The organism is Mesorhizobium sp. B2-3-6 (assembly GCF_006442305.1).
GTDB lineage: Bacteria > Pseudomonadota > Alphaproteobacteria > Rhizobiales > Rhizobiaceae > Mesorhizobium.
The window spans coordinates 1-25270 of record NZ_VFVW01000013.1; the positions used below are offsets into that span (position 1 = coordinate 1).

The window sequence follows — 25270 nt, forward strand, 5'->3', positions numbered from 1 at the left end:
AATCCAGCCAGCATCTTGAATCACAAACATCCGGTTTTGGGAATCCTACGATTCTCCCAAAATAGGAAATGCTCTAGTAGGAGCGCGGCGGCACGAACAGGCAGATCGTCTTACCGGCGTCTAGACCCGCTTGATGCGCGCACCAGTGGAATTCGCCGTCCGGGCTGTCCTTCACACGCTTGTCGGTCATCGGGACAACTTCCCCCGTGCCGGCGATCACATAACCCTCGGGTTTTTCCAAAACCTCGCCAGTATGGGCCGTGCGGCAATCGTAGTTAGCGCAGCATGCGAATGGATAGCTCCAACCCAGCGGCTTCGCCGCTGTAGGCTTGGCGTCGTGGGCGAAGGCAGGCGCCATCGGCAACGCAATCGCTGCGATTGCAAGCAGGCAGAGCATGAGTCGGCCCACCGCGGCCCGAGCCGATTTTGATGGGGCAGCAGACATGGAAGCGCTCCTTTCGACGAGCATCAAGCGTTTCGCTTGCCCGTTCCTGAAACGTGTCTTCCCAGCGGCCGGATCGTCAGCAGGCATTTCTGCCGCGCCCGGCCATAGATGCTTTTGTCTCCCCTCGACCATGGATGGTGGGCCGATTTGTGAGTCGGCGCAAGAAACCACTGCATGCCGATGTCGCAGGCTGAATGCCGCGCATCGGCAACAGAAAACAGGCGCCGTCTCTCGATTGGATAGGCAGGCACAACCATGCCCAGCAGACGGGATCGCAGATAACGAGATTCAGCGAGAGAAGTTCCGGCCTATTCGCCAGCAGGTCCTGTGATCACGTGTTCGTCATACTGCGGCAGGCCGTCGCTGATCGTGTACCACGGCGCCTTGGAACCGACGAAGATATGCTCGGTCGGGCGGATGCTCGGGTTGTCGACGAGCGTTCCCATCGCGACATGGACGAAGGCGCCCTGGCGCACGACCGAATAGAGCAGCGAACCGCACCGCTTGCAGTGCGCGTCATGGCCGTTGTCGTCGCCGAAGACCAGCAACATGTCGTGGCCCTTGGTCAGGACAAACTTGGCGCGTTCGATGCCCGCGAAGGGCTTGAAAGCCGAACCTGTCGTGCGCCGGCAGTTCGAGCAATGGCAATTCGCCGCGTACAGGAACTCGTCAGCGACCGCATAGTGCACCGCGCCGCAGAAGCACTTTCCAACAAGCTTGCGAGCCATCATCCAATCCAAATGTGTGGCACTGTAGGCGCCGGCCCTAATCCAGGTCCGCCACCGCTTCCCCAGCACCACCCTCGATGCGTTGCGACAGCGAGGCTTCCATGAAGTCATCGAGGTCGCCATCGAGCACGCTCGACGGGCTGGTGCTTTCGACGCCAGTACGCAGATCCTTCACCAGCTGATAGGGCTGCAGCACGTAGGAGCGGATCTGGTGACCCCAGCCAATGTCGCTCTTCGATGCTTCGGTGGCGTTGGCGACGGCTTCGCGCTTCTTCAGCTCTTCCTCGTAAAGCCGCGAGCGCAGCATCTCCCAGGCCTTTGCCCGATTTTTGTGCTGCGAACGTTCGGCCTGGCAGGCGACCGCTATACCGGTGGCGAGATGGGTAATGCGCACCGCCGAATCGGTGGTGTTGACGTGCTGGCCGCCTGAACCGGACGAACGATAGGTGTCGATGCGCACGTCGGATTCGGAAACGTCGATCTCGATCGTATCGTCGATGACGGGATAGACCCAGACGCTGGCGAAGGACGTGTGCCGGCGCGCGTTGCTGTCATAAGGTGAAATGCGCACCAGCCGGTGGACGCCGGACTCCGTCTTCAGCCAGCCATAGGCATTGTGGCCCTTGATCAGCAGCGTCGCGGACTTGATGCCGGCTTCTTCGCCGTCATGCACTTCCAGCACCTCTACCTTGAAGCGGCGGCGCTCGGCCCAGCGCGTGTACATGCGCAGCAACATCGAGGCCCAATCCTGGCTTTCGGTGCCGCCGGCGCCTGCGTGGATTTCGAGATAGGTGTCGTTGGCGTCGGCTTCGCCCGACAGCAGCGTCTCGACCTGGCGGGCCTTCGCCTCGCCTTGCATCGAGCGGATCGCTGCCTCAGCCTCGGCAACGACGCTCTCGTCGCCCTCTTCCTCGCCGAGTTCGATCAGGCCGATATTGTCTTCCAGCGCCTGGGTCAGGCCCCTGACCGCCGCGATGCCTTCCTCGAGGCCCTGGCGCTCGCGCATCAGCTTCTGCGCTTCCAGCGGTTCGTTCCAGAGGCTGGCGTCCTCGGCGCGGACGTTGAGATATTCAAGCCGCTTTATGGCCTGATCCCAGTCAAAGATGCCTCCTCAGCAGGGTAATCGCCTGCCTGATCTCGTCGACAATATTCTGCGTTTCCGCGCGCATGGCCTGGTGTTTTATCCTGTTGCTGAAAGTGACGCCTGGTCGGCGCGATACATAGGGACGGCGCCGCCGCCTGTAAAGCAAATTGGACCGGCCCAGGGCCGGCCCAATCCTGCATGCATACCCGTCAGTAGAGGCCGCCGCCGCCCGACTGGATGGCCTGGTTGGCCTGAGGCGACAGCGCGCCGCCGGAGGCATTGGACCCGTCGGCGCCCATGCCGATCACCCAATAGCTGTCGGCTGGCCCGGTGCCCGGCTTGAAGGCCTCGATGATGGTGCCGGGATCGCCCGAATTGGCCCGCATGCCGGTCTTGCGGTTGATGGCGACCAGATTCATGCCTTCGGGAACCTTGAAGTCGACATTGGGCGTGCCATCCAGCGCCACGCGCATGAAATCCTTGAAGATAGGAGCGGCGAGGCCGCCGCCGGTGGCGCCATGGCCAAGGCCGCGCGGCGTGTCGTAGCCCATATAGAGGCCGACGACGAGGTTTGGCGTGTAACCGATGAACCAGGCGTCCTTTTCGTCGTTGGTGGTGCCGGTCTTGCCGGCGATGTGGCGTCCGAGCTCGGCGATGGTGGCGCCGGTGCCGCGCTGGACGACGCCTTCCATCATCGAGGTGATCTGGTAGGCGGTCATCGGATCGAGAACCTGTTCGGAATTATCGACAAGCTCAGGTTCGGGCTGGTTCTGCCATTCGGCCGCGTTGCAGCCTTCGCAGCCGCGTTCGTCCTGCTTGAAGACGGTCTTGCCGTAGCGGTCCTGGATACGGTCGATCAATGTCGGCTTGATCGACTTGCCGCCATTGGCCATGATCGAATAGGCCGAAACCATGCGCATCACCGTCGTCTCGCCGGAGCCCAGCGCCATCGGCAAATACGGCGCCAGATGGTCATAGACGCCGAAACGCTCGGCATATTCGACGACCAGCTTCATGCCCATGTCGTTGGCGAGGCGCACAGTCATCAGGTTGCGCGACTTTTCGATGCCGGAGCGCAGGGTTGCCGGACCAGCGACCGTGCCGTCGTAGTTCTTCGGCGTCCAGGTCGTGTTGCCGCTCTGGATGGTAATCGGCCCGTCCATGATCACCGACGCCGGCGTATAGCCATTGTCGAGCGCCGCGGAATAGACGATCGGCTTGAACGAAGAGCCGGGCTGGCGCATGGCCTGGGTGGCGCGGTTGAACTCCGACTGCGCGTAGGAGAAGCCGCCGACCATGGCCAGCACGCGGCCGGTGTGTGGATCCATGGCGATTAGGCCGCCTTCCACTTCGGGGACCTGGCGCAGGCTGTAGGCGTCGTCGGAGCCTTCGTTCTTCTGGACGAAGACGACGTCGCCCGGCTTCAGCACATCGGCCGGCGACTTGGCCCTGACCGTCTTGCCGCCGACCACATGGCGCATGGCAAAGCCCATGTCTTCCTTGCTGACGGTGCCTTCGACGCGCTCCTTGACGATGTCGCCCGACGCCTGGCGTGCCGGCTGCAAGCCAATCGACAGGCCGGATGCCGAACTGTCGAGCACGACTGCGAGCTTCCATTCGGGAACGTCTTCCAGTCCCTTCACATTGCCCAGCGGCACACCCCAGTCGCCGGACACGTCGATCGTCTTCAGCGGCCCGCGGTAGCCGCGCAGCGTGTCGTATTTGATCAAGCCGTTCTGCATCGCCTTGCGGGCGATGAGCTGGATCTTCGGGTCGAGCGTGGTGCGGACGGACAGGCCGCCTTCATAGAGCGCGTTCTCGCCGTAGCGGGCGATGATCTGGCGGCGCACCTCCTCGGTGAAGTATTCGCCGGCGAACAGATAGGTGCCGTTGCGGCGCGGTGTGACGCCGAGGGGCTCCGCCTTGGCCTTGTCGCCTTCCTCGCGCGTAACGTAGCCGTTCTCGACCATCTGGTCGATGACCCAGTTGCGGCGCTCAAGCGCGCGGTCGGCATGCTTGAAGGGGTGATAATTGTTCGGCCCCTTGGGCAGCGAGGCCAGATAGGCGGCCTCGGCCACGGTCAGCTCGTTCACCGACTTGTCGAAATAAGTGAGCGCGGCACCCGCCACGCCATAGGCGCCGAAACCGAAGAAGATTTCGTTGAGGTAGAGTTCGAGAATGCGGTCCTTGGAATAGGCCTGCTCGATGCGGAAGGCGAGGATCATTTCCTTGATCTTGCGCTCGTAGGTCTGGTCCGAGGTCAGCAGAAAATTCTTCGCCACCTGCTGGGTGATCGTCGAGGCGCCAACCTGACGCCTGCCCGAGCCGAAATTCTGCAGGTTGACGATGATAGCGCGGCCCAGGCCGGTCACGTCAATGCCGGGGTGGTTGTAGAAATTCTTGTCCTCGGCCGACAGGAAGGCCGCCTTGACGCGGTCGGGGATGGCCTGGATCGGCAAATACAGGCGCCGTTCGCGCGCGTACTCGGCCATCAGCGCGCCGTCCGAGGCATGGATTCGGGTGGTCACCGGCGGCTCGTACTTGGCCAGCACCTCATAGTCGGGCAGATCCTTGGACAAATGCCCGATATAGATGGCAACCCCCGCCGCGACCAGCAGGGCCAGCGTCGTGCCGATACCGAAGAAATAGCCAATGAGACGAATCATGCCCGCTCCAGTCCTTGGTTCGGGAATTTCCTAAACGAAGCCGCCTTCCGCGCAAGCATTCGAGCCGGTCCCAACCCGTAATGGAAAACCCATGTCGCTACCATGTGGGCAAAATACGGCAAGGCCGGATTTCGCGGCCGTGAGTCGGAAATAAAAGCGTCGGGTGTTGTCGCCGCGCAACGCTGCCTGTGGTTGCAGGCGTCGTCAGGCATTTCAGCCCCCGGTTCCCGTTCCGGCACGCGCGGAAGCGAACAGCGCGACGGCGTTGGTGATGCTTTGCGCCGCCTTGCCGCGCCAGTCGGCGTCGAGCAGTTGCGCCTCGTCCTTGGCATTCGAGAGATAGCCTAGTTCGACCAGCACGGAGGGGACGTCAGGCGCTTTCAGCACCTTGAACCCAGCGGAACGCTGCGGATTGTTGATGAGGCCGACGCTGGTCGACAACTGGCCGACCAGCGTGTGGGCGAAACTCATCGAAAAGGTGTGGGTCTCGCGGCGGATCAGGTCGATCAGGATATCGGTGACTTCCTTGTTGTCGTCCTTGATCACCATGCCGGCGAACTGGTCCGAGAGATTTTCACGGTCGGCAAGCGCCTGCGCTTCCGGATCCGAAGCCTTGTCGGAAACGGTATATACGGTCGCGCCACGGATGCCCTTGAGGCTGATAGTGTCGGCATGAATGGAGATGAGCAGGTCGGCCTCATGCTGGCGAGCGATGCGCACGCGGTCGTCCAGCCGCAAATATTCGTCGGTGTCGCGCGTCATGAAGACATCGTATCTGCCGACGGCGGCGAGCTTGTCGCGCAGTTCCGTGGCGAAAGCCAGCGTGACGTTCTTTTCGACGGTGCCGTTCAGGCCCTCGGCACCGCCATCGACGCCGCCATGGCCCGGATCGATGACGACGGTGAAGCGATGGCCCGGATTGGAGACCGGCCCGGTGCCGACCCGCCCGCCCTTGTCGGTCGAAACCGTGGAACCGGTGGTCAGCGCCTGATTGGCAAGGGCAGTGTCGAACTCGCGTTCGGAGGCCGCCGACATGTCGATGGCGATGCGGTAGCCCGCGCCGTCCTCGTTCTTGAGAACATCGAGCTTGTCGACCGCGAACGGCCCCTTCCCGGTGAGAACCAGCCGCGACACGCCTGCCTCCAACTCACCCAGGCGCACGCCCTTGACCAGCCCGCGAGGCTTCAAATCCTTGGCATCGATGGCTAACTTCGTATTCGCCAGATCGATGACCAGACGATTGGGCCCGCGCAAAAGGAACCATTTGACGTCGGGCTCGCGGTCGAAATCCATGACGATGCGCATCTTGGTGGCATCGCCCGCCATCTTGTAACCGGTTGCCGTGAGCGGGGCATCGGCGGCGTTGGCGACCAACGAGATGGTCATCGACAGCAGGAGGCAGAAGATCGCGAGCAAACGGCCGCCGGCACGACTGCCCTTGTCTGTGAAGCCTGCCAGTACCATCTCTTTGCAGTCGCTCCCGGTTTGGCGCCAAGGCGCCCGGTCATGTAGTCGAAGTGCCGGTTAGGCCGCGAACTCGATTAACGATTGGTATCCAGAGAAGGTTAACCAAGCCTTTTCACGCGAGGCCCGGACCCGTGCTTACGTGGCGGAACCGCTTTTGCCGGCGTCGGAAATCGGGGTTGCCTTCCAACCCGCCAAATCATAAAAGCGATAGTGGATCACTGCAATCCTGGAACCGCCCTCCTCCGCAGCTTCCCGCTACAGGTGAGACGAAAGGCGGCTCCTTTCGCTCCATGCGAGAAGGGTTCAGGTGATCGCGACGAATTTCGCAGGTGTGCGCCCGTGGCGGGGGAATCGCCTGCGTGAGGAAAACGGCCGGGTTTGTCCCGCGCCGGCTCTGTATGAGCAAACAAGCTGGTCCGGTTTCCGGGCTTTGGTTCAAAAGGTTCTGCTGGTGACGATGGCTTCAAGCGCAATCATGGAAAGGTCCGCATCAAACCGCGCCAATATGGCTGCGGGCGGCACCGCCATGGCGCGCAGGCACCGTCCGGCGGACATTCAGACATCCGGCACCCACATTCATCCAGACACACAGCAGCGGCCTTTGCGCCGCAAGCTGCGGCTGACGGCTGCCGGGGGGAAACGAAATAATGCCCAACAAAATGCTGATAGACGCCTCCCACCCGGAGGAAACACGCGTTGTCGTCGTACGCGGTAATCGTATCGAAGAATTCGACTTTGAATCACAGGACAAGAAGCAGCTCAAAGGAAACATCTATCTCGCCCGCGTAACGCGCGTCGAACCCTCCCTTCAGGCAGCCTTTGTCGAATATGGCGGCAACCGTCACGGTTTCCTCGCCTTCAGTGAAATACACCCCGACTACTACCAGATCCCCGTCGCCGACCGTCAGGCGCTGCTGCGCGCCGAAGCGCAGGAAGCCGAGGACGAGGACGATGAGGACGGCGAAGGCGACGACCGCCAGAGCCGCGATCGCGGCCGGCGCGGGCGCCGGCGCGGCGGCAAGGGCCGCGACCGCGCAGAACACAAGCGCGATGCGAGCGGGGCCGATGCCGACGAGGCAACCGAAACGGCCGGCGAGGCAGGCGACGCCGACAATGGCAATGACGCCGTCTCGGAGAACACTTCCCACGGTTCGGAAACCATCGAACATGCGGCCGATATCTCGGAACAGGCCGCGGATGCATCCAATCGTGGCGAAGCCTCCCCCGAGCAGGGCGACGAATCTTCTGGGCAGAACGAAGGCGAGACCCGCGAGGGCGGCCCGACGTCGATCGCCGCCTCCGTCGACGCCGATGTGATTTCCGAACCCGTCCCGCTGACGGAACAGGGCAGCGAATCCAGCGACGATGATCGCGGCATGCTGGAAGAGGTTCAGTCTTCGCATCCGGACGATCACGAGGTCGAATCGGTCGGTGCCGAGGATGCCCTGGAGGAAGCGCGCAACCGCCGCAAGCCGATGCGCCGCCAGTACAAGATCCAGGAAGTGATCAAGCGCCGCCAGATCCTGCTGGTGCAGGTCGTCAAGGAAGAGCGCGGCAACAAGGGCGCGGCGCTCACCACCTATCTGTCGCTTGCCGGTCGCTATTCCGTGCTGATGCCGAACACGGCGCGCGGCGGCGGAATTTCGCGCAAGATCACCAGTGCTGTCGACCGCAAGCGCCTCAAGGAAGTGGTCGCCGATCTCGAAGTGCCGCAAGGCATGGGCGTCATCCTGCGCACCGCTGGCGAGAGCCGCACCAAGGCCGAGATCAAGCGCGATTACGAATATCTGATGCGGCTTTGGGAGAACGTGCGCAATCTCACGCTCCAGTCCACGGCCCCTGCCCTCGTCTACGAGGAAGGCAGCCTGATCAAGCGTTCGGTGCGCGACCTCTACAACAAGGACATCGATGAGATCCTCGTCTCCGGCGAAGAGGGCTACCGCGAGGCCAAGGACTTCATGCGCATGCTGATGCCGAGCCACGCGAAGGTGGTTCAGCCGTTCCGCGATACGACGCCGATCTTCGTGCGCAATGGCATCGAGGCGCAGCTTGACCGCATGCTGCAGCCGCAAGTGACGCTGAAGAGCGGCGGCTACATCATCATCAACCAGACCGAGGCGCTGGTCGCCATCGACGTCAATTCGGGCCGCTCGACCAAGGAGCACTCGATCGAGGACACCGCGCTCCACACCAATCTGGAAGCGGCGGAGGAAGTCGCCCGCCAGCTCAGGCTGCGCGACCTTGCCGGCCTGATCGTCATCGACTTCATCGACATGGAGGAGAACCGCAACAACCGTGCCGTCGAGAAGCGGTTGAAGGATCATCTCAAGAACGACCGCGCGCGCATCCAGGTCGGCCGCATCTCGCATTTCGGCCTGATGGAGATGTCGCGCCAGCGCATCCGCGCCAGCGTGCTGGAATCGACCATGAAGCCTTGCCCGCATTGCGGCGGCACCGGCCATGTGCGCTCCGATTCGTCTGTCGCGCTGATGGTGGTCAGGGCGATCGAGGAGTTCCTGCTCAAGGATTCGCGCAGCCACATCACAGTTCGCACGCCCGCGGCGACCGCGCTCTATGTGCTCAACCACAAGCGCGGCACGCTGGTGGAACTGGAAAGCCGCTTCGGCCTGACCATTACGCTTGAGGCCGACGACACGGTCGGTTCGCAGCATTATGCGATCTTCCGCGGCGCGCTGGCCGAAAAGCCTGAAGGCTTCGTCGAGGCACGCACCCTGCCGGCCTATGTCGAACCGGAAGAGCTCGAGGATGAGACCATCGTCGAGGAGGAAGACGAAGCACCGGCTCAGGCCGAACAGCCGCGTCAGCCGCAGCAAGGTCAGCACCAGCAGAGGCCCGGCGAAGAGGGCGAAGGCCGCGACCGCAAGCGCCGCAAGCGTCGCAGACGCCGCGGCGGCAAGGATCGCGATCGAGAACATGGCCACACCGACGGTGCTTCCGTGTCGGCGCAGGCCGACGAGTTGTCCACATCGGAAAACCTGTTGAGCCGTGACGAGGCGGAAGCCGGCGACGAGGCTCCGGTCCCCGCGGCCGGAACTGCCGAAACGGCGGAAGCATCCGACGAGGGCCAGGGCAAGAAGCGTCGCCGCGGCAAGCGCGGCGGCAAGCGCAACCGGCGCGAGGACGGCGAAGGCGAGGCCGAGGCAAGCGCCGATGAAGCGACCGAACCTTCCGGGGTCGATGCTTCCGAAAGCGAGCCTGCGATCGAGCCGGTAACCGTCGTGGCTGCGGAAGAGCCGGTGGCTCCAGTGAGCGACGAGGCGACGACCGCCGAGAAGCCCAAGAAGCCGCGGCGCGCAGCCAAGCCGAAGAAGGCAGCCGCCGAGGCTGTCGCCGAGGAGCCGATCGCTGAACTGGCAGTTCCGGCACCCGCCGAGACGCCAGCCACGGCATCGGACGAGGCGGCGGCAGCGACCGCCGAGGAAACACCGAAGGCCCGTCCGTCACGACGCAAGCCGGCGGCCATCGATGCGCCGATCGTGCCGGTGGTTTCCTCGGCCGTCGCCGAAGAGCCGGAAACCAAGACCGAAGAGAAGCCGAAGCGCGCCGGCTGGTGGCAGCGGAAAGGTTTCTTCTGAGATTTCAGCCCTTTGAACTGACTTCCTGAATAAAAAAAATCCCGCGCCGGTCGAAAGACGGTGCGGGATTTTTCATATCCAGCTTTTCCGACAGAGCGTTACGGCGCGAAGATCGACCAGTTCATCATCCTGGCGAGCTTCTCCAGGGCGATAGAGCCCAGCTTGGAATTGCCGTTGGCGTTGAGGCCGGGCGACCAGACGGCGAGCGAGGCGACGCCGGGCACGATGCCCAATATGCCGCCGCCGACGCCGCTCTTGCCCGGAATGCCGACGCGGAAGGCAAAATCACCGGAGCCGTCATAGTGGCCGCAGGTCAGCATCATGGCGCCGATGCGGCGTGCCCGCTCGGCCGACACCACGGAATGTCCGGTCGCCGGATTCTTGCCGCCATTGGCGAGGAACCGACCGGCCATCGCCAGCTGCCGGCAGCTCATGGCGATGGCGCAATGATGGAAATAGACGCCGAGCGCCAGCTCCGGCGCATGATGAAGATTCCCGAAGGATTTCATGTAGTTGGCGAGCGCGAAATTGCGATAGCCGGTGGCGCGCTCCGACGCCGCCACCTCGCGGTCGATGATGATGGTATCGTCGTCGGCGAGGAACTGGATGAAGCGCAGGATCTCGCCGATCGCCTCGCGCGGCTGGTGGCCGGCAAGCAGGATGTCGGAAATGACAATGGCGCCGGCATTGATAAAGGGATTGCGCGGAATGCCGTTCTCATGCTCGAGCTGCACGATCGAGTTGAACGGATTGCCCGAAGGCTCGCGCCCTACCCGCTTCCACAGCGCGTCGCCGACATTGCCCAGCGCGAGCGTCAAGGTGAACACTTTCGAGATGCTCTGGATCGAAAAGGGCTGGTCGGCGTCGCCCGCCATCAGCACACGACCGTCATTGGTGACGGCTGCGATGCCGAATTTCTTCGGATCAACCTTGCCGAGCTGCGGGATATAGGTGGCGACCTCGCCGCGATCGGTGCGTTCGGCCATTTCAACCGCGACTTCGGCCAGGGCCTGCTCGAGTTCCGGCATGGATCTACCTCAGCCAGCGTTCGATGCGCGCCAATGCCTCGACCATGTCGTCATGGCTGCCGGCATAGGAGAAACGCATGGTGCGGTGCCCGGCCTGGGTGTCGAAATCACGGCCGGGCGTGGCCGCGACATGCGCTTCGGCCAGCATCTTGCGGGCGAAAGCCATGCTGTCATTGCTGTGCCTGGTGACGTCGCAAAAGGCATAGAAGGCGCCATCCATCGGTGCTGTGAGCGGAAAACCGAGCTCCGGCAGACGCTTCATCAGGAGCTCGCGGTTCCAGGCATAGCGACCCTTGACCGCTTCTAGCTCCTCGGTAGCGGCAAAGGCCTCGATTGCGGCGACCTGCGACAGTTCCGGCGGCGAGATGTAGAGGCTCTGCGCAATGCGCTCGATGGGCCGCACCAGCGCTTCCGGCAGCACCATCCAGCCGATGCGCCAGCCGGTCATGCAATAGTATTTCGAGAAGGAGTTGATCGCCGTGACACCGGTGCCAAAGGCGAGTGCCGTGGTGTCGGGCGCCGCATAGGCCAGCCGGTGGTAGATCTCGTCGGAGATGACGGCAATGCCGAGCGCCTCCGCCGTCCGGACCAGGTCCGCGAGATCATCGGCCGGAATGACCGCGCCGGTCGGGTTGGCGGGACTTGCGAACAGCACGCCCTTCAGCGGTTTTTCGCGATGCGCGGTCTCCAGGTGAGCGGCATGAAGATAGGCCGCGTCGCCGAGCTCTATCTCGATCACTTCGATGCCGAGCGCCGCCATGATGTTGCGATAGGCGGGGTAGCCCGGCGCTGCGATGGCGACCCGGTCACCAGGATCGAACATTGCCAGGAAGGCGAGATTGAAGGCGGCCGAGGATCCCGTCGTGACCGCGATCCGGTCGGGCGCGACATCAAGCCCATAGTGATCCCCATAGTGTTCCGCGATCGCCTTGCGCAATCCAGCCAGGCCCAGCGCATCGGTATAGCCAATGCGCCCGTCCTGCAAAGCCCTGGCCGCCGCGGCACGAACGCGGGCCGGAGCCGGATCGGACGGCTGGCCGACGGCCATGGAAATGACCGGCGCGCCCGTCGCTCTCAGCCGGTTCGCCTCGGCCAGCACATCCATGGCGTGGAAGGGTTCGACATTGCCACGGCGTGAGAGCGAAACGACCATTTTGACCTCGATCCAACGATTGAGCGCGCCACATCCTGGCGCATGCGCCGCACAAATGCCCGATTGGTGTGAGGATCACAAGTTGAGGAAGTTTTTCCGGTGCCGACTTTTCATCTTTCGCCCGCTCGTCTACCAGTGGACACGTCATGTTGAGCCGACCCAAATCGATGGTTGCCCGGGCAGCGCGCGTCGTTGCGACGCTTTCGCTTGGCGTCGCCGTCGCGGTGTCTGGTTCCATCAGCGCCTTCGCCCAGAACGTGCCGGTGGTGCGCGATGCCGAGATCGAGGCGCTGGTGCGCGACTACGCCCGCCCGATCTTCAAGGCCGCCGGTCTGGCGAATGACGGCATCGACATCGTCCTGGTCAACGACCAGAGCTTCAATGCCTTCGTCACCGGACGCCGGCTGTTCATCAACACGGGCGCCTTGATGGAAGCCGAAACGCCCAACGAGATCATCGGCGTCATCGCCCACGAGGCCGGCCACATCGCCGGCGGCCACCAGCAGAAACTGCGTGACCAACTCGAGCGCGCCAAGACGATGGCCATCATCGCAACCTTGCTGGGCGCTGGCGCCATGGTCGCCGGGGCGACCACCAACAGCCGCGGACTTGCCGGCGCCGGCGTGGGCGTGGCGGCTGGCGGCGGCGAGATGGCGCAGCGCAGCATTCTCGCCTATCAGCGCACCGAGGAGATGACGGCCGACCGCTCGGCGATCACCTATCTCAACGCCACCGGCCAGTCCGGCATGGGCATGCTGAAGACGTTTCAGCGTTTCCAGACGGCCTTGTCGCTGTCGGGCGCGCAGGTCGATCCCTACCGGATCAGCCATCCAATGCCGCGCGATCGAATCTCCAACCTCGAAGTGCTGGTCAAGCAGAGCCCCTATCTCGACAAGGTCGATGCGCCGGCACTGCAATTGCGCCACGACATGATGCGGGTGAAGATCGCTGTCTACATGGAAGGCCAGGCCGCCGCGTCGCGGCTGATGCGAAAGATGCAGGGCAGCCTTGCCGCGCAGTATGGCGAGGCCCAATCGGCCTATCTTTTCGGCAACATCGCCACCGCACTCGCCAAGACCAACGCCTTGATCAAGGCCCAGCCCGGCAACGCCTATTTCCAGGAATTGCGCGGCGATATATTGATGAAGGCGAACAAGCCCAAGGAAGCTGCCGATGCCTACGCCAAGGCGGTCAGCCTCGACAAGGCGCGATCCGGATTGCTGCCGGTTTCGCTCGGCCAGGCGTTGATGGCGACGGGCACCCCAGACGCTCTGAAAAAGGCCGTGGTGCAGATCAATAACGGCTTGCGACGCGACAAGGAAAATTCCGTGGGATACCGCTATCTGGCGCAGGCCTATGGCGAATTGGGAGACATACCGGGCGCCGAGCTCGCCACGGCCGAGGGTCATTTCTATTCCGGTAACTACAAGGATGCGAAGATCTTCGCCATGCGAGCGCAGCAGCAACTCAAACGCGGCGAGCCGCGATGGATTCGCGCCCAGGACATCATAAACTACAAGCCGTCGGGCAAGGTATAATGAACCTTCCGGCCGTGCGCTGCGACGCAGCCAGACCGGAAAACAGGCAAAGGAACGGAACGATGAAAAAGGCACTGTTGCTGGGCACCACGGGAGTTGCGATAGCCCTTGCCATGCTGGCGTTCGGTTTCGTGGCCGGCAGCCCGCAAATCGCGGAAGCCGGTGCGGCGCAACCGCTTCAGACGGCAGCGGCCGATACCAAGATCGACCGCACCGAGGTCGAAGGCATCATCCGCGATTATCTCCTGAAGAATCCGGAAGTGCTGCTGGAAGTCCAGGATGCGCTCGAGGCCAAGCAGAAGGAAGAGCAGCGCATTGCCCATCTCGGCGTCATCAAGGGCGCCAAGGAGCAGATCTTCAACTCCTCCTTCGACGGCGTGGTCGGGAACCCGAACGGCAAGGTCACGATCGTCGAGTTCTACGACTACAATTGCGGCTTCTGCAAACGCGCCATCGAAGACATGCAGGCGCTGACCAAGGCCGATCCGGACCTGCGTTTCGTGCTCAAGGAGTTCCCGATCCTCGGCCCGGATTCGCAGAAGGCCAGCGTCGTTTCGATGGCCTTCCACCTGATGATGCCGCAGAAGTACGGCGAGTTCCACAATGCGCTGCTCGGCGGCCAGGGTCGCGCCACCGAGGCGGCGGCGATCAAGGTCGCGCTTTCGCTCGGCGCCGATGAAGCGACGCTGCGTGAAAAGATGAAGGACCCGTCCATCACCGAAGCCTTCTCCAAGACCTACGATCTCGCCAACAAGCTGGCGATCACCGGAACGCCGTCCTATGTCGTCGGCAACGAGGTCGTGTTCGGGGCGCTCGGACAGGAAGTCCTGGCGGAGAAGATCGAGGCGGCGAAAGCCGCGCTTTGATCGGCCGCGGGTTTTCTTCACGGGCGCATTTCCGCCTGTTGTGGACAGTGAAAGAACGCACTTGCGCTCTTTCCGCGGGCGTCTATGCCCATTATAGAGGGCCCAGCGCCGGTTTGACGCCGGTGCCGGAAAAGGTCGGCATTTTTTGAAAACGGTTTTCGTCCTGAACGGTCCCAATCTCAACGCGCTCGGCAAGCGCGAGCCAGGCATCTATGGCGGCAAGACGCTTGCCGCCATCGCGGAGGACTGCAGAGAGGCGGGCGCGGCGCTCGGGCTCGAAATCGATTTCCGCCAGTCGAACCACGAGGGCGACCTCGTCGACTGGATCCAGGAAGCCGGCGACAAGGCCGCCGGCATCGTCATCAATCCCGGCGCCTATAGCCACACCTCGATCGCGATTCACGACGCCATTCGTTCCGTGGCGCCGCTGCCGGTCGCCGAGGTCCATCTTTCCAATATCCATGCGCGGGAATCATTCCGCCACGTCTCCATGGTCGCGCCGGTCGCTGTCGGCATGATCTGTGGCTTTGGGCCGCTCGGCTACACGCTGGCGCTTCAGGCGCTGGCCGCACGCCTATGACCGGCCAACAAACAGAAGGCTCGAAAATGTCGATAAAGAAGACCGGTGTTGACCAGCAGCTGATCCGCGACCTGGCGGGCATACTGAACGACACCAATCTCACCGAGATCGAAGTCGAGCTGGGTGACCTGAAGGTGCGCGTATCGCGGCAGGCGCCGGCGGTTCACGCGATAGCCGCGCCGCAGCCGGCCTTTGCGCCGGCGCCAGCGGCCCAACCTGCCACCGCAGCCGTTCCGGCCGCGGCCGACGTGTCGAAAAACGCCGTGGCCTCCCCCATGGTCGGCACCGCCTACCTGGCGCCCTCGCCGGATGCCAAGCCGTTCATCGAGATCGGCCAGAACGTCAAGGAAGGGCAGACGCTGCTGATCATCGAAGCGATGAAGACGATGAACCAGATCCCGTCGCCGCGCGCCGGCACGGTGACGGCGATCCTGTTCGAGGACGCACAGCCGGTCGAATACGGCATGCCGCTCGTCGTGATCGAGTAGAGCGGCCCTAATGTTCCAGAAGATTCTCATCGCCAATCGCGGCGAAATCGCGCTTCGGGTGCTGCGTGCCTGCAAGGAGCTTGGCATCCAGACGGTGGTGGTGCATTCGACCGCCGACGCCGACGCCATGCATGTTCGGCTCGCCGACGAGAGCGTATGCATCGGGCCACCGCCATCGCGCGACAGCTATCTCAATATCCACCAGATCGTCGCCGCCTGCGAGATCACCGGCGCCGACGCCGTGCATCCCGGCTACGGTTTCCTGTCGGAGAACGCCAAGTTTTCCGACATATTGGCCGCGCATAACATTACCTTTATCGGTCCGACCGGCGACCATATCCGCATCATGGGCGACAAGATCGAAGCCAAGCGCACCGCCAAGCGACTCGGCATTCCGGTGGTTCCCGGCTCCGATGGTGCGGTGACCGAGGAAAAGGAGGCCAAGCGCATCGCCGCAGAGATCGGCTATCCCGTGATCATCAAGGCGTCGGCCGGCGGCGGCGGACGCGGCATGAAAGTGGCGCATACCGAGGCCGACCTCGAAGTCGCCTTGCAGACGGCCCGCTCGGAAGCAGGCGCGGCCTTCGGCGATGACGCCGTCTATATTGAAAAGTACCTGCAAAAGCCGCGCCATATCGAGGTTCAGGTGTTCGGCGACGGCTTTGGCCGGGGCGTGCATTTCGGCGAGCGCGACTGCTCCTTGCAGCGTCGCCACCAGAAAGTCTGGGAAGAGGCCAACTCACCCGCCCTCAACGCCGAGGAACGCTCGCGCATCGGCGATATCTGCGCCAACGCCATCGCCGACCTCGGCTATTCCGGCGCCGGCACGATCGAGTTCCTCTACGAGAATGGCGAGTTCTATTTCATCGAGATGAACACGCGCCTGCAGGTAGAGCATCCGGTGACGGAGGCTATCACCGGCATCGATCTGGTGCATGAGCAGATCCGTGTCGCCTCGGGCGGCGGTCTTTCGGTCAAGCAGGAAGACATCCGCTTCCAGGGCCATGCCATCGAGTGCCGCATCAATGCAGAAGATCCGCGCACCTTCACGCCCTCGCCCGGCACGATCACCCATTTCCACACGCCAGGCGGCCTTGGCATCCGTGTCGATTCCGGCGTCTATTCAGGGTACAAGATCCCGCCTTACTACGACAGCCTGATCGGCAAGCTGATCGTGCACGGGCGCAACCGCGTCGAATGCATGATGCGGCTGCGCCGGGCGCTGGACGAATTCGTCGTCGACGGAATCAAGACGACGTTGCCGCTGTTTCGCGACCTCGTCGGCAACGCCGACATCGCCAATGGCGACTATGACATCCACTGGCTGGAAAAATATCTGGCCAAAGGCGAATAGCCCCGGACTTGCCGCTATAATGAAGCGATGACTCGCCCCTACGCGCCAGGCTATCGTATCCCGACCGACCTTCTGCTCAAGGCCTACGCCTCGGGCGTCTTCCCGATGGCCGAAAGCGCCGCCGATCCGGAAGTGTTCTGGGTGCGGCCGGAGACGCGCGGCATCATTCCGCTCGACCGCTTCCACACGCCGAAAAGTCTGAAGAAGGCGCTTCGGCGAAACCTCTTCGACATCCGTTTCGACTTCGATTTCGAGGCGACGATCGATGGCTGCGCCGAAAGGCGCGAGGAGCGCCGTTCCACCTGGATCAACGCGCCGATCCGCGAGGCCTATGTGCAGTTGCATCGTATCGGCCATTGCCATTCTGTCGAGGCCTGGCGCGAGGAGCGGCTGGTCGGCGGCCTCTACGGTGTCTCCCTGGGGAGGGTGTTCTTCGGCGAAAGCATGTTTTCCCGGGAAACGGATGCTTCGAAGATCTGCCTTGTGCATCTCGTCGAACGCCTGCAGGCGCGCGGTTTCGCGCTGCTCGACACGCAGTTCACCACCGAACACCTCAAGCGCTTCGGCGCAATCGACGTGCCGCGCGGCAAATACGAGAAGATGCTGGCCGACGCGCTGAAGGGTGAAGCGGTGTTTTTCCCCTGATGATCCAGCCCGTCAGCGGACCTTCGTTTCCAGCGGAGCCTGCGAATGGAACATCATCTTCCAGCCGTTGACGCGATGGACATAGCCGGTGCTGACCAGCGCCGCGTAGGCTTCGCCATTGCCCCTCACGGCATGCGCCTCATAGGCCAGGATGACGATGTCGCTGCCTGGTTCGACCACGCCTTTGAGATCGATCTCGAGATCACGCCATCGCTTGGGATCGGCGGCGGTTTCGGCGAGATCGGCATTGCTCATGGTCTGGGCCATCTGCGGAAATGCTACGAGGCACTCGGTGTCGGCATTGGCCGCGAAAAATGCCGAATCGCCTGTCCAGAAGCCCTTTTCGAGCTCAAGCAGTTCCTTGATGCTGGCGGTGATCCGCTTTCTGGCAGACATCGGAAAATCCTCCCGGCGCGCATCGTATGGCCGTCAGGGCCTCAACGCGTTGCCGTCAGGGCGGTTCCGAAGGATCAGTTGGTGCTGGTCGTAGGCGGTTCCGTTGCTTCCGGCTCGGTCGCAGCCGGAGCGGCCGTGGCATTGGGCTGGGCCGTATCGGGCTTGGCCGCCTCGGTCTTGGCCGAATCGGGCGCTGGCACATCCGACTTCTGCTTGCAGGCCTTCAGCCAGACGTCATAGACGGCATGCTCCACGGCATTGAGACCAGGGCTTTCGGCAAACATCCAACCGGTGAAGATGCGGCGGATCTTGCGGTCGAGCGTGATCTCGTCGACTTCGACAAAAGAATCGGTCTTCGGCTCCTCGTTCTGCGGCCGGGAGTAGCAGACGCGCGGCGTCACCTGCAAAGCACCGAACTGCACCGTCTCGTCGATATAGACGTCGAAGGTGATGATGCGGCCGGTGATCTTGTCGATGCCGGCGAATTCGGCGACCGGGTTGGTGATTCGATCCGACCCCGGCGCCGGCGCGGGTGCGGCCGGCGTTGGCGAAGCGGCAAGTGCCGCTGTGCCAAAGGTGAGCCCGGCGGCTACCATCAGTGCGCCCATCGATGTCAGGCTGGAAATGCTCATGCGGGGATACCGGTGGTTAGCGCCCGGGTGATTCTCTCTATCACAAAGGCTAGTCGCCGTTTTCTGATCAGCAAGCAGCTAGACACCAATTGTGGCGATAAAGGACCGACGCCCGCTTATGATCCGGGCGTCCAGGCGTCGTAGTCACCGGTGACCTGCGGACGGTGCTGGTTGGTCAGCACCGAGCCCTTCGGACGATAGGCTGAGGGCGAGCCGGTCAGGTTCGGTTGATGCGGCTTCTGCCAGTCGCGCGGCTTGTAATCGTCGCTCGGCGGCGCGACGTCGACGCGGTGATGAATCCAGCCGTGCCAGCCGGGCGGGATAGAAGAAGCCTCGGAATAATCGCGATAGATGACCCAACGGCGCGTGCGTCCTTCGGAATCGACACCGCCTTCGTAGTAGACGTTGCCCACCTCGTCCTGCCCGACCTTCCTGCCGTGCCGCCAGGTGTGCAGGCGCGTGCCAAGCGTCTGGCCGTTCCACCAGGTGAAAAACTGCTTAAGGAAAGTCTTCATCTTCAAACCCTCGCGCCGATGGCGTCCGTTTCCTGCTTATGGCGTCAGCCCTTCGTGAAGGCAAGGGGCTTGCCGCCAAGAGGGCGCAAATGGCGCGCCGGTAAGGCGACACAAGCCGGTGATGCATTGCCGGCGCCGTATGGTGCTTGCCAACCACCCTCAGCCTTTCTAAAGCTCTGCGCGCGCGCCCCGTGCGGGTATCCGGCCGACCCTTGGCCGAGGGAGGTGACGATTGGCCAGGGAATCGCCGACCGCCGACATTCGCATCGGCGCCGATGCCATTCGCCGCCGCAAGCGTGGCGTGCCGATCGTCTGTCTCACCGCCTATACCTACCCCATCGCCCGGCTGCTCGACGAGCATGTCGATCTGCTCCTCGTCGGCGACAGCGTCGCAATGGTCCTGCATGGCCACAAAACGACGCTGGGCGCCTCGCTGGAGATGATGATCGCGCATGGGCAAGCGGTGATGCGCGGCTCGGCCAGGGCTTGCGTCGTCGTCGACATGCCGGCCGGCAGCTATGAGGATTCGGCGGCCCAAGCCGTTGCCTCGGCGCGGCGTATCGTTGGCGAAACCGGCTGCCAGGCTGTGAAACTCGAGGGCGGCGTCGGTATGGCCCGGCAGATCGCCGCAGTCGTCGATGCCGGCATCGCGGTCATGGGCCATATCGGCCTGCTGCCGCAGTCCGTCGAGAAGGATGGCGGCTACAGGATCAAGGGCCGGACCGACGAGAATGCGGCAGCGCTGTTTGCCGATGCGCGCGCCGTCGAAGAAGCCGGCGCCTTTTCGATGGTCATCGAGGGCACGGTCGAAGCGGTCGCGGCCGAAATCACCCGCCGCATCGCCATTCCGACTATCGGCATCGGCGCGAGTGGCGTTTGCGACGGCCAGATCCTGGTCATAGACGACATGGTCGGGCTCACCGTCGACCGCGTGCCGAAATTCGTCAATGAGTACGCCGATTTGCGCAGCGTGGTCTCGCAGGCGGCCGCACGTTACGCCAGCGAGGTACGAGACCGGACATTCCCCGGTTCCGAAAATGTGTTTTCGGCCACCTTGGGCAAGGACAACCGATGAGCCGGCCCCTCGTCGTCGACACGGTCGCCGGCCTTCGCGCGCGGATCCGCGACTGGCGGCGCGACGGCCTTCGCGTCGCCATGGTGCCGACAATGGGCGCCTTGCACGAAGGGCACCTATCGCTGGTCAGGATCGCGCTTGAAAGAGCCGAGCGCTGCATCGTCTCGATCTTTGTCAACCCGACGCAGTTCGCGCCGAGCGAGGATCTCGACAAATATCCACGTCAGCTCGCCCGCGATCTCGACCAGCTGGCTTTGGCCGGAGCCGATCTTGCCTACACGCCTGGGGTTGGTGAGATGTATCCTGCCGGCTTTGCCACCAAAATCTCGGTCGGCGGTCCCTCCGCCGGGCTCGAATCGGATTTTCGACCGACTTTTTTCGAAGGCGTCGCCACCGTCGTGGCGAAGCTGCTCCTGCAGGCGTCGCCCGACGTCGCGGTCTTTGGCGAAAAGGATTATCAGCAATTGTGCGTCGTCAGGCAGCTCTGCCGCGACCTCGACCTGCCCGTCGAAATCATCGGCGCGCCGACGATCCGCGACGCGCATGGCCTCGCCATGTCATCGCGTAACGCCTATCTCGGTGAGGCCGAACTCCAGATCGCCCGCCGGCTCAACGTGATCCTCCGCAAGGCAGCCGCGGCGCTGGCGGCCGGCGCCGACCAGAACGGCGCGACAGGCGAAGCCAGCCGCGCCCTACTCGCGGCCGGCTTCCACAAGATCGATTATGTCGAAGCTCGCGAGAGCCGGACGCTGACGCCGTGGCGCCGCGGGCACGAGGGCCGCCTGCTCGCCGCCGCCTGGCTGGGCAAGACCAGGCTGATCGACAATGTGGACGTCTCCACCAGTTAGGCTGCGGCTCGATCGCTGAATTCGACCGCCGGATTGCGCACCCGAAAGGTCCGCCGCTATGCGGCAAGCGGCCTTTCATAGACGAGCGCCGGGATAGCGGATTGGGCCGAACCGCAATTGTCGGTGCGGCCGGTCTGGACGAAGCCGTTCGCCTGGTAGAAGGCAATTGCGCGCGTGTTCTTCTCTTCCACTTCCAGCCGGATGGCGCGGGCCTCAGGGAAGCTTTCGATGATCTCGTCGAGAAGCATGCCGCCGATGCCCCGGCCCTGCAGGCCGGGCTGCACGTAAAGCTGCTTCAGCATGACCACGCCGCCGCCATCGAGCGCTTCGGCAAATGCCATGCCGCCAATGCGCTGGCCATCGTCGGCGACGAGGAACTCGCTGTTTGGCTTCGCCAGCCGCGCCTTGAGCGAGGCGATCGAATGCCACGCATCGGTGATCTCTGTCACCCGTTCGGCGCCATAGATGGCGTCGTAAGTCGCATGCCAAGTCTCGACCAGCAGCGCCCGGATGGCGGCGAGGTCGCGATCCCCGGCGGTGCGCACGAACATAGCCTACTCGATGCCCAGCTTGGCCTTGACCAGGTCATTGACGGCCTGTGGGTTGGCCTTGCCGCCGGTCGCCTTCATCACCTGGCCGACGAACCAGCCGGCCATGGTCGGCTTGGCGCGCGCCTGCTCGACCTTGTCCGGGTTGGCCGCGATCACCTCGTCCACCGCTTTTTCGATAGCGCCGGTGTCGGTAACCTGTTTCATGCCGCGGCTCTCGACCAGTTGGCGCGGGTCGCCGCCCTCGTTCCAGACGATCTCGAACAGGTCCTTGGCGATCTTGCCGGAGATGGTGCCGTCCTTGATCAGATCGATGATGGCACCGATCTGATCCGGCGAAACCGGAGCATTTTCAATGTCCTTTCCAGCTTTGTTCAATTGCCCAAGCAGGTCGTTGATAACCCAGTTGGCGGCGAGCTTGCCGTCGCGGCCGGCGGCCACCTTCTCGAAATAGTCGGCGATCGGCTTTTCCGACACCAGGATCGAAGCATCGTAAGTCGAGAGGCCGAGCGAGGAGATCAATCGCGCCTTCTTGTCGTCGGGCAGTTCCGGCAACTCCTTGGCCAGCGCTTCGACATAGGCCTGGTCGAACTCCAGCGGCAACAGATCGGGATCGGGAAAATAGCGGTAGTCGTGCGCCTCTTCCTTGGTGCGCATCGAACGGGTTTCGCCCTTGACGGCGTCGAACAGCCGCGTTTCCTGGTCGATCGTGCCGCCATCCTCGATGATGGCGATCTGCCGGCGCGCCTCGAAATCGATCGCCTGGCCGATGAAGCGGATCGAATTGACGTTCTTGATCTCGCAGCGCGTGCCGAATTCGCCGCCCGGCCGGCGCACCGAAACATTGACGTCGGCGCGCATGGAGCCTTCGTCCATGTTGCCGTCGCAGGTGCCGAGATAGCGGACGATGGTGCGCAGCTTGGTAACATAGGCCTTGGCTTCGTCGGCCGAACGCATGTCCGGTTTCGACACGATTTCCATCAGCGCCACGCCGGAGCGGTTGAGATCGACATAGGACATGGTCGGATGCTGGTCGTGCATCGATTTGCCGGCATCCTGCTCCAGATGCAGGCGCTCGATGCCGACCTCGATGTCCTCGAACTCGCCCTGGCGGTCGGGCCCTACGGAGACGATCACCGTGCCCTCGCCGACGATCGGCTGCTTGAACTGCGAAATCTGGTAGCCCTGCGGCAGGTCCGGGTAGAAGTAGTTCTTCCGGTCGAAGACGGACTTGTGGTTGATCTGCGCCTTTAGCCCGAGGCCGGTCCGGATCGCCTGCTTGACGCATTCCTCGTTGATGACGGGCAGCATGCCGGGCATTGCGGCATCGACCAGGCTGACATTGGCGTTGGGGGCGGCACCGAACGACGTCGAAGCGCCGGAAAACAGTTTTGCTTCCGATGTCACCTGCGCATGGACCTCGAGCCCGATGATGATTTCCCAGTCGCCGGTGGCGCCGGGGATCAGGCGTTTCGCGTCGGGCGTGCGGGTATCGATGATGCTCATGGTGGCCTGCGTAGTAGAACGATGGAAACGTGCGTTTTGCACATCCTGATTTGCAACTTCGCTAGTGCAAACCGCCTCCCGAGACAAGCGTAAAGCCGCCCGCTGGCCTTTTCCGCCGCTTTCGCCTATAGGCCATCCATCCCAATGGAGAGTGGATGTCCACTTACGCTCAGTCCCGGTAAGGCCCTGACCTCATAGCGAGGCAGGGCAGAAAACCTGAAACCCCGCGCCGCGAAGCTTCGCGGCGGCGGCTTTTGTTGTTTTCCCGGATACTCTCCCATGGATATTTCGCGTATCGAACAACGCGTTCTGCACCTGCTCGCGCAGGGCGGACGCATTGAGATCGAAAAAAGTGAGAAGAAACGGATCGCCTCCGTCAAATGCCTGACCCGCGACGGCTGGCACTACCCCGACGTCGATCTCGACCTGTTTCGGAAGCTGAAGCGCAAGAAGGCGGTTTCGTCGTCGGGCGGCGGCCCCTACCGCATCACGCGGCGCGGGCTCCAACTCGTCCGCTCCGAACTCGACAACAGGTAACTATCGCCCCGCCGACCGTTTGCGCGGCCGGCGGTTGCTTGCCGCTCAGGCGGTAGCGATATAGGCGCGGATTTCCTCAGCCTCGCGCTCGACATCCTCGATGCGACGCTTGACCACGTCACCGATCGACACGATGCCGTCGAGCATGCCGTCCTTTTCCACCGGAAGATGGCGGAAGCGGCCCCGGGTCATGATCTCCATCACCTCGTTGACGGTGTGGTTCTCGTTGCAGATCTTCACTTTCGGCGTCATCGCGGAACGAACGGCTATGTCGAGCGCGGCAGCGCCTTCCCTGGCGACGACGCGCACGATGTCGCGCTCGGACAGGATGCCGACGATCTTGCGGTCTCCATTGGTGATGACCAACGCCCCGATCCTGTGTTCGGCAAGGATACGGATGGCTTCGCTCAGTTTTTCGTTCGGCCCGAGCGTCAACACGTCGTGGCCTTTTTGCTCGAGAATGGCCTTAACCGTCATGGCGTCCTCCTCTACTCTGCCAACCGGTTCCTGCCGTGACCGGCTTTCACGTAAGAGTGAACATCGTGCGCCGCGATCGGTTGCATTTCAAGTGCGGTGGTCGGTCGTCTCCCAGTCGAGCGGCTGCCAGCGCCTGTCGAACCAGCGCAAGCTGAGGAAGCCGGCGACAAAGCCGCCAATGTGAGCCTCCCAGGCGATCTGGCTGTCGACCCCGGGGGCGAAGCCGACAAGGCCGGTGACAAGGTTGATCACCATCCAAACGGCAAGGAAGATCATCACGCCACGCGAGCGCAGCACCATTGCGATCGGCAGCACGGGGCCGGCGAAAGCGGCTTTGCCCGCCGAACGATCCGTACGGAAGCCAAAGCGTGCCGCCGCTCCCATCATGCCCGATATCGCACCGGAAGCGCCGACCAGCGGCGCTTCGCCATATGGATGCATGGCCCAGAAAAGCGCCACTGAAGCCAGTCCCGTCGCGGCGAAGAACAACGCGAACCAGAAGGCTCCGAGCCGATTGGCCAGCGGCGAGCCAAAGGCAGCGAGCCAGACCATGTTGATGGCGATATGGGCAAATCCACCATGCATGAAGGCATAGGTGAAGGGCCGCGTGAACAGGAACCAGTCGAAGCCGTATTGGCCGGTGTAGAGGACAGGGATGAAGGCCCCATCGTAAAGCAGTGTCATTTGCTGAGCATCACTCAGCACGTATTGCTGCAACAGGTAGATGGCCACGCAAATGGCGATCACCGCCAGCACGATCGGCGGCAGGTTGAAGATCGGCTCGCGACGCGGCTCGGGCTCGCGATCCGCCTGTTCTATTTCCGGTGGGCTTACAGGTTTACTCATGCGCACTAGCACTCGGTCCAGGATTCGTCGTTGCGAGCATCTAGACCACTGCCCGCCGGACCACAAAGGGCGAATCGCCGAGCGCGAATCAAAAGTGCCGAATCAAAAGAAAGCCGTCCAAGGTTTCCCTTGAACGGCTGTCGAGTCCCCTGTTCCCCCGAACTCTTGACTGAAGTGCTGCCGATCGCCGCGAAACGACCGCTTCTGGAGTGGTTTTTGTGTGCCACGCGGCTCGACCGGGCGCAACGTAAA

24 protein-coding genes are annotated in these 25270 nt (G+C 63.0%); 10 read left to right on the forward strand and 14 right to left on the reverse strand.

Annotation, left to right across the window (positions count from 1 at the left end):
- Positions 1–73 precede the first annotated feature (73 nt).
- The 5 genes from FJ953_RS28045 to FJ953_RS28065 all read right to left on the reverse strand — a co-directional run bounded on the left by FJ953_RS28045 (position 74) and on the right by FJ953_RS28065 (position 6387).
- Positions 74–445 carry a hypothetical protein gene (locus FJ953_RS28045; protein ID WP_140493631.1) on the reverse strand — a complete coding sequence of 124 codons (372 nt, stop codon included), beginning with the start codon at positions 443–445 and terminating at the stop codon, positions 74–76.
- Positions 446–753: 308 nt separating this feature from the next.
- Positions 754–1173, reverse strand: coding sequence for a GFA family protein (locus FJ953_RS28050; RefSeq protein ID WP_140517633.1), 420 nt, complete (start codon positions 1171–1173; stop codon positions 754–756).
- A 37-nt stretch (positions 1174–1210) separates the two neighbouring features.
- Positions 1211–2342 (reverse strand): peptide chain release factor 2 gene (gene prfB, locus FJ953_RS28055; RefSeq protein WP_140493636.1). Its coding sequence is split into 2 segments (ribosomal slippage): positions 1211–2275 and positions 2277–2342, totalling 1131 coding nucleotides; the frame shifts between segments, so codons are not numbered across the junction.
- A gap of 124 nt (positions 2343–2466) precedes the next feature.
- A complete protein-coding gene (locus FJ953_RS28060; protein ID WP_140493638.1) occupies positions 2467–4923 on the reverse strand; it encodes a penicillin-binding protein 1A in 2457 nt (818 codons plus the stop codon).
- A 213-nt stretch (positions 4924–5136) separates the two neighbouring features.
- A complete protein-coding gene (locus FJ953_RS28065; RefSeq protein ID WP_140625528.1) occupies positions 5137–6387 on the reverse strand; it encodes an N-acetylmuramoyl-L-alanine amidase in 1251 nt (416 codons plus the stop codon).
- 650 nt (positions 6388–7037) lie between these two features.
- Between FJ953_RS28065 and FJ953_RS28070 the strand changes: the two genes are divergently transcribed.
- Positions 7038–9986 (forward strand): ribonuclease E/G, encoded by a 2949-nt coding sequence (locus tag FJ953_RS28070; protein ID WP_140625529.1) that lies wholly within the window; start codon positions 7038–7040, stop codon positions 9984–9986.
- Positions 9987–10084: 98 nt separating this feature from the next.
- Here the strand turns inward: FJ953_RS28070 and FJ953_RS28075 are convergent, their stop codons facing one another.
- Both FJ953_RS28075 and FJ953_RS28080 read right to left on the reverse strand, forming a co-directional pair.
- Positions 10085–11014, reverse strand: a complete 930-nt coding sequence (locus FJ953_RS28075; protein WP_140625530.1) for a glutaminase — start codon at positions 11012–11014, stop codon at positions 10085–10087.
- Between the two features lie 4 nt (positions 11015–11018).
- Entirely contained in the window at positions 11019–12167 is a 1149-nt protein-coding gene (locus FJ953_RS28080; protein ID WP_140522132.1) for an aminotransferase class I/II-fold pyridoxal phosphate-dependent enzyme, read from the reverse strand.
- A 146-nt stretch (positions 12168–12313) separates the two neighbouring features.
- Here FJ953_RS28080 and FJ953_RS28085 point away from each other — a divergent pair, with 146 nt between their 5' ends.
- The 6 genes from FJ953_RS28085 (at position 12314) to aat (ending at position 17638) form a co-directional block, all read left to right on the forward strand.
- Positions 12314–13705: a M48 family metalloprotease gene (locus tag FJ953_RS28085; RefSeq protein ID WP_140522130.1), complete on the forward strand. Its 1392-nt coding sequence runs from the start codon at positions 12314–12316 to the stop codon at positions 13703–13705.
- A 62-nt stretch (positions 13706–13767) separates the two neighbouring features.
- Entirely contained in the window at positions 13768–14571 is an 804-nt protein-coding gene (locus FJ953_RS28090; RefSeq protein ID WP_140517637.1) for a DsbA family protein, read from the forward strand.
- Between the two features lie 145 nt (positions 14572–14716).
- Positions 14717–15151, forward strand: coding sequence for a type II 3-dehydroquinate dehydratase (gene aroQ, locus FJ953_RS28095; protein ID WP_140517638.1), 435 nt, complete (start codon positions 14717–14719; stop codon positions 15149–15151).
- Between the two features lie 26 nt (positions 15152–15177).
- Positions 15178–15639 (forward strand): acetyl-CoA carboxylase biotin carboxyl carrier protein, encoded by a 462-nt coding sequence (accB, locus tag FJ953_RS28100; RefSeq protein ID WP_140493661.1) that lies wholly within the window; start codon positions 15178–15180, stop codon positions 15637–15639.
- 10 nt (positions 15640–15649) lie between these two features.
- The gene (gene accC / locus FJ953_RS28105) at positions 15650–16993 is read left to right on the forward strand and encodes an acetyl-CoA carboxylase biotin carboxylase subunit (RefSeq protein ID WP_140493663.1); all 1344 of its coding nucleotides are present in this window, start codon (positions 15650–15652) and stop codon (positions 16991–16993) included.
- Between the two features lie 27 nt (positions 16994–17020).
- Positions 17021–17638, forward strand: coding sequence for a leucyl/phenylalanyl-tRNA--protein transferase (gene aat / locus FJ953_RS28110; RefSeq protein ID WP_140517639.1), 618 nt, complete (start codon positions 17021–17023; stop codon positions 17636–17638).
- A gap of 12 nt (positions 17639–17650) precedes the next feature.
- On the opposite strand, the gene FJ953_RS28115 is transcribed toward aat, so the two are convergent.
- The 3 genes from FJ953_RS28115 to FJ953_RS28125 form a co-directional block, all read right to left on the reverse strand.
- Positions 17651–18034, reverse strand: a complete 384-nt coding sequence (locus FJ953_RS28115; RefSeq protein WP_140561024.1) for a hypothetical protein — start codon at positions 18032–18034, stop codon at positions 17651–17653.
- Between the two features lie 74 nt (positions 18035–18108).
- Positions 18109–18666 carry a DUF2155 domain-containing protein gene (locus tag FJ953_RS28120; RefSeq protein WP_140625531.1) on the reverse strand — a complete coding sequence of 186 codons (558 nt, stop codon included), beginning with the start codon at positions 18664–18666 and terminating at the stop codon, positions 18109–18111.
- Positions 18667–18782: 116 nt separating this feature from the next.
- Positions 18783–19181: an NADH:ubiquinone oxidoreductase subunit NDUFA12 gene (locus FJ953_RS28125; protein ID WP_140522122.1), complete on the reverse strand. Its 399-nt coding sequence runs from the start codon at positions 19179–19181 to the stop codon at positions 18783–18785.
- 259 nt (positions 19182–19440) lie between these two features.
- Here FJ953_RS28125 and panB point away from each other — a divergent pair, with 259 nt between their 5' ends.
- Complete coding sequence (gene panB / locus FJ953_RS28130; protein WP_246674925.1) at positions 19441–20256, forward strand: 3-methyl-2-oxobutanoate hydroxymethyltransferase; 816 nt, start codon at positions 19441–19443, stop codon at positions 20254–20256.
- On the forward strand, positions 20253–21104 hold the full coding sequence (gene panC / locus FJ953_RS28135) for a pantoate--beta-alanine ligase (RefSeq protein WP_140517642.1): 852 nt from the start codon (positions 20253–20255) through the stop codon (positions 21102–21104). Before panB ends, panC begins: the two co-directional genes overlap by 4 nt.
- A gap of 56 nt (positions 21105–21160) precedes the next feature.
- On the opposite strand, the gene FJ953_RS28140 is transcribed toward panC, so the two are convergent.
- A complete protein-coding gene (locus tag FJ953_RS28140; protein ID WP_140561020.1) occupies positions 21161–21655 on the reverse strand; it encodes a GNAT family N-acetyltransferase in 495 nt (164 codons plus the stop codon).
- A gap of 3 nt (positions 21656–21658) precedes the next feature.
- Positions 21659–23158, reverse strand: a complete 1500-nt coding sequence (gatB, locus tag FJ953_RS28145) for an Asp-tRNA(Asn)/Glu-tRNA(Gln) amidotransferase subunit GatB (protein ID WP_140517644.1) — start codon at positions 23156–23158, stop codon at positions 21659–21661.
- A 279-nt stretch (positions 23159–23437) separates the two neighbouring features.
- Here gatB and FJ953_RS28155 point away from each other — a divergent pair, with 279 nt between their 5' ends.
- Positions 23438–23695 (forward strand): YjhX family toxin, encoded by a 258-nt coding sequence (locus tag FJ953_RS28155; RefSeq protein WP_140561018.1) that lies wholly within the window; start codon positions 23438–23440, stop codon positions 23693–23695.
- Between the two features lie 45 nt (positions 23696–23740).
- Here the strand turns inward: FJ953_RS28155 and FJ953_RS28160 are convergent, their stop codons facing one another.
- Positions 23741–24172 carry a CBS domain-containing protein gene (locus FJ953_RS28160; protein ID WP_140493682.1) on the reverse strand — a complete coding sequence of 144 codons (432 nt, stop codon included), beginning with the start codon at positions 24170–24172 and terminating at the stop codon, positions 23741–23743.
- Between the two features lie 87 nt (positions 24173–24259).
- A complete protein-coding gene (locus FJ953_RS28165; protein ID WP_140625533.1) occupies positions 24260–25018 on the reverse strand; it encodes a rhomboid family intramembrane serine protease in 759 nt (252 codons plus the stop codon).
- Between the last annotated feature and the right edge of the window lie 252 nt (positions 25019–25270).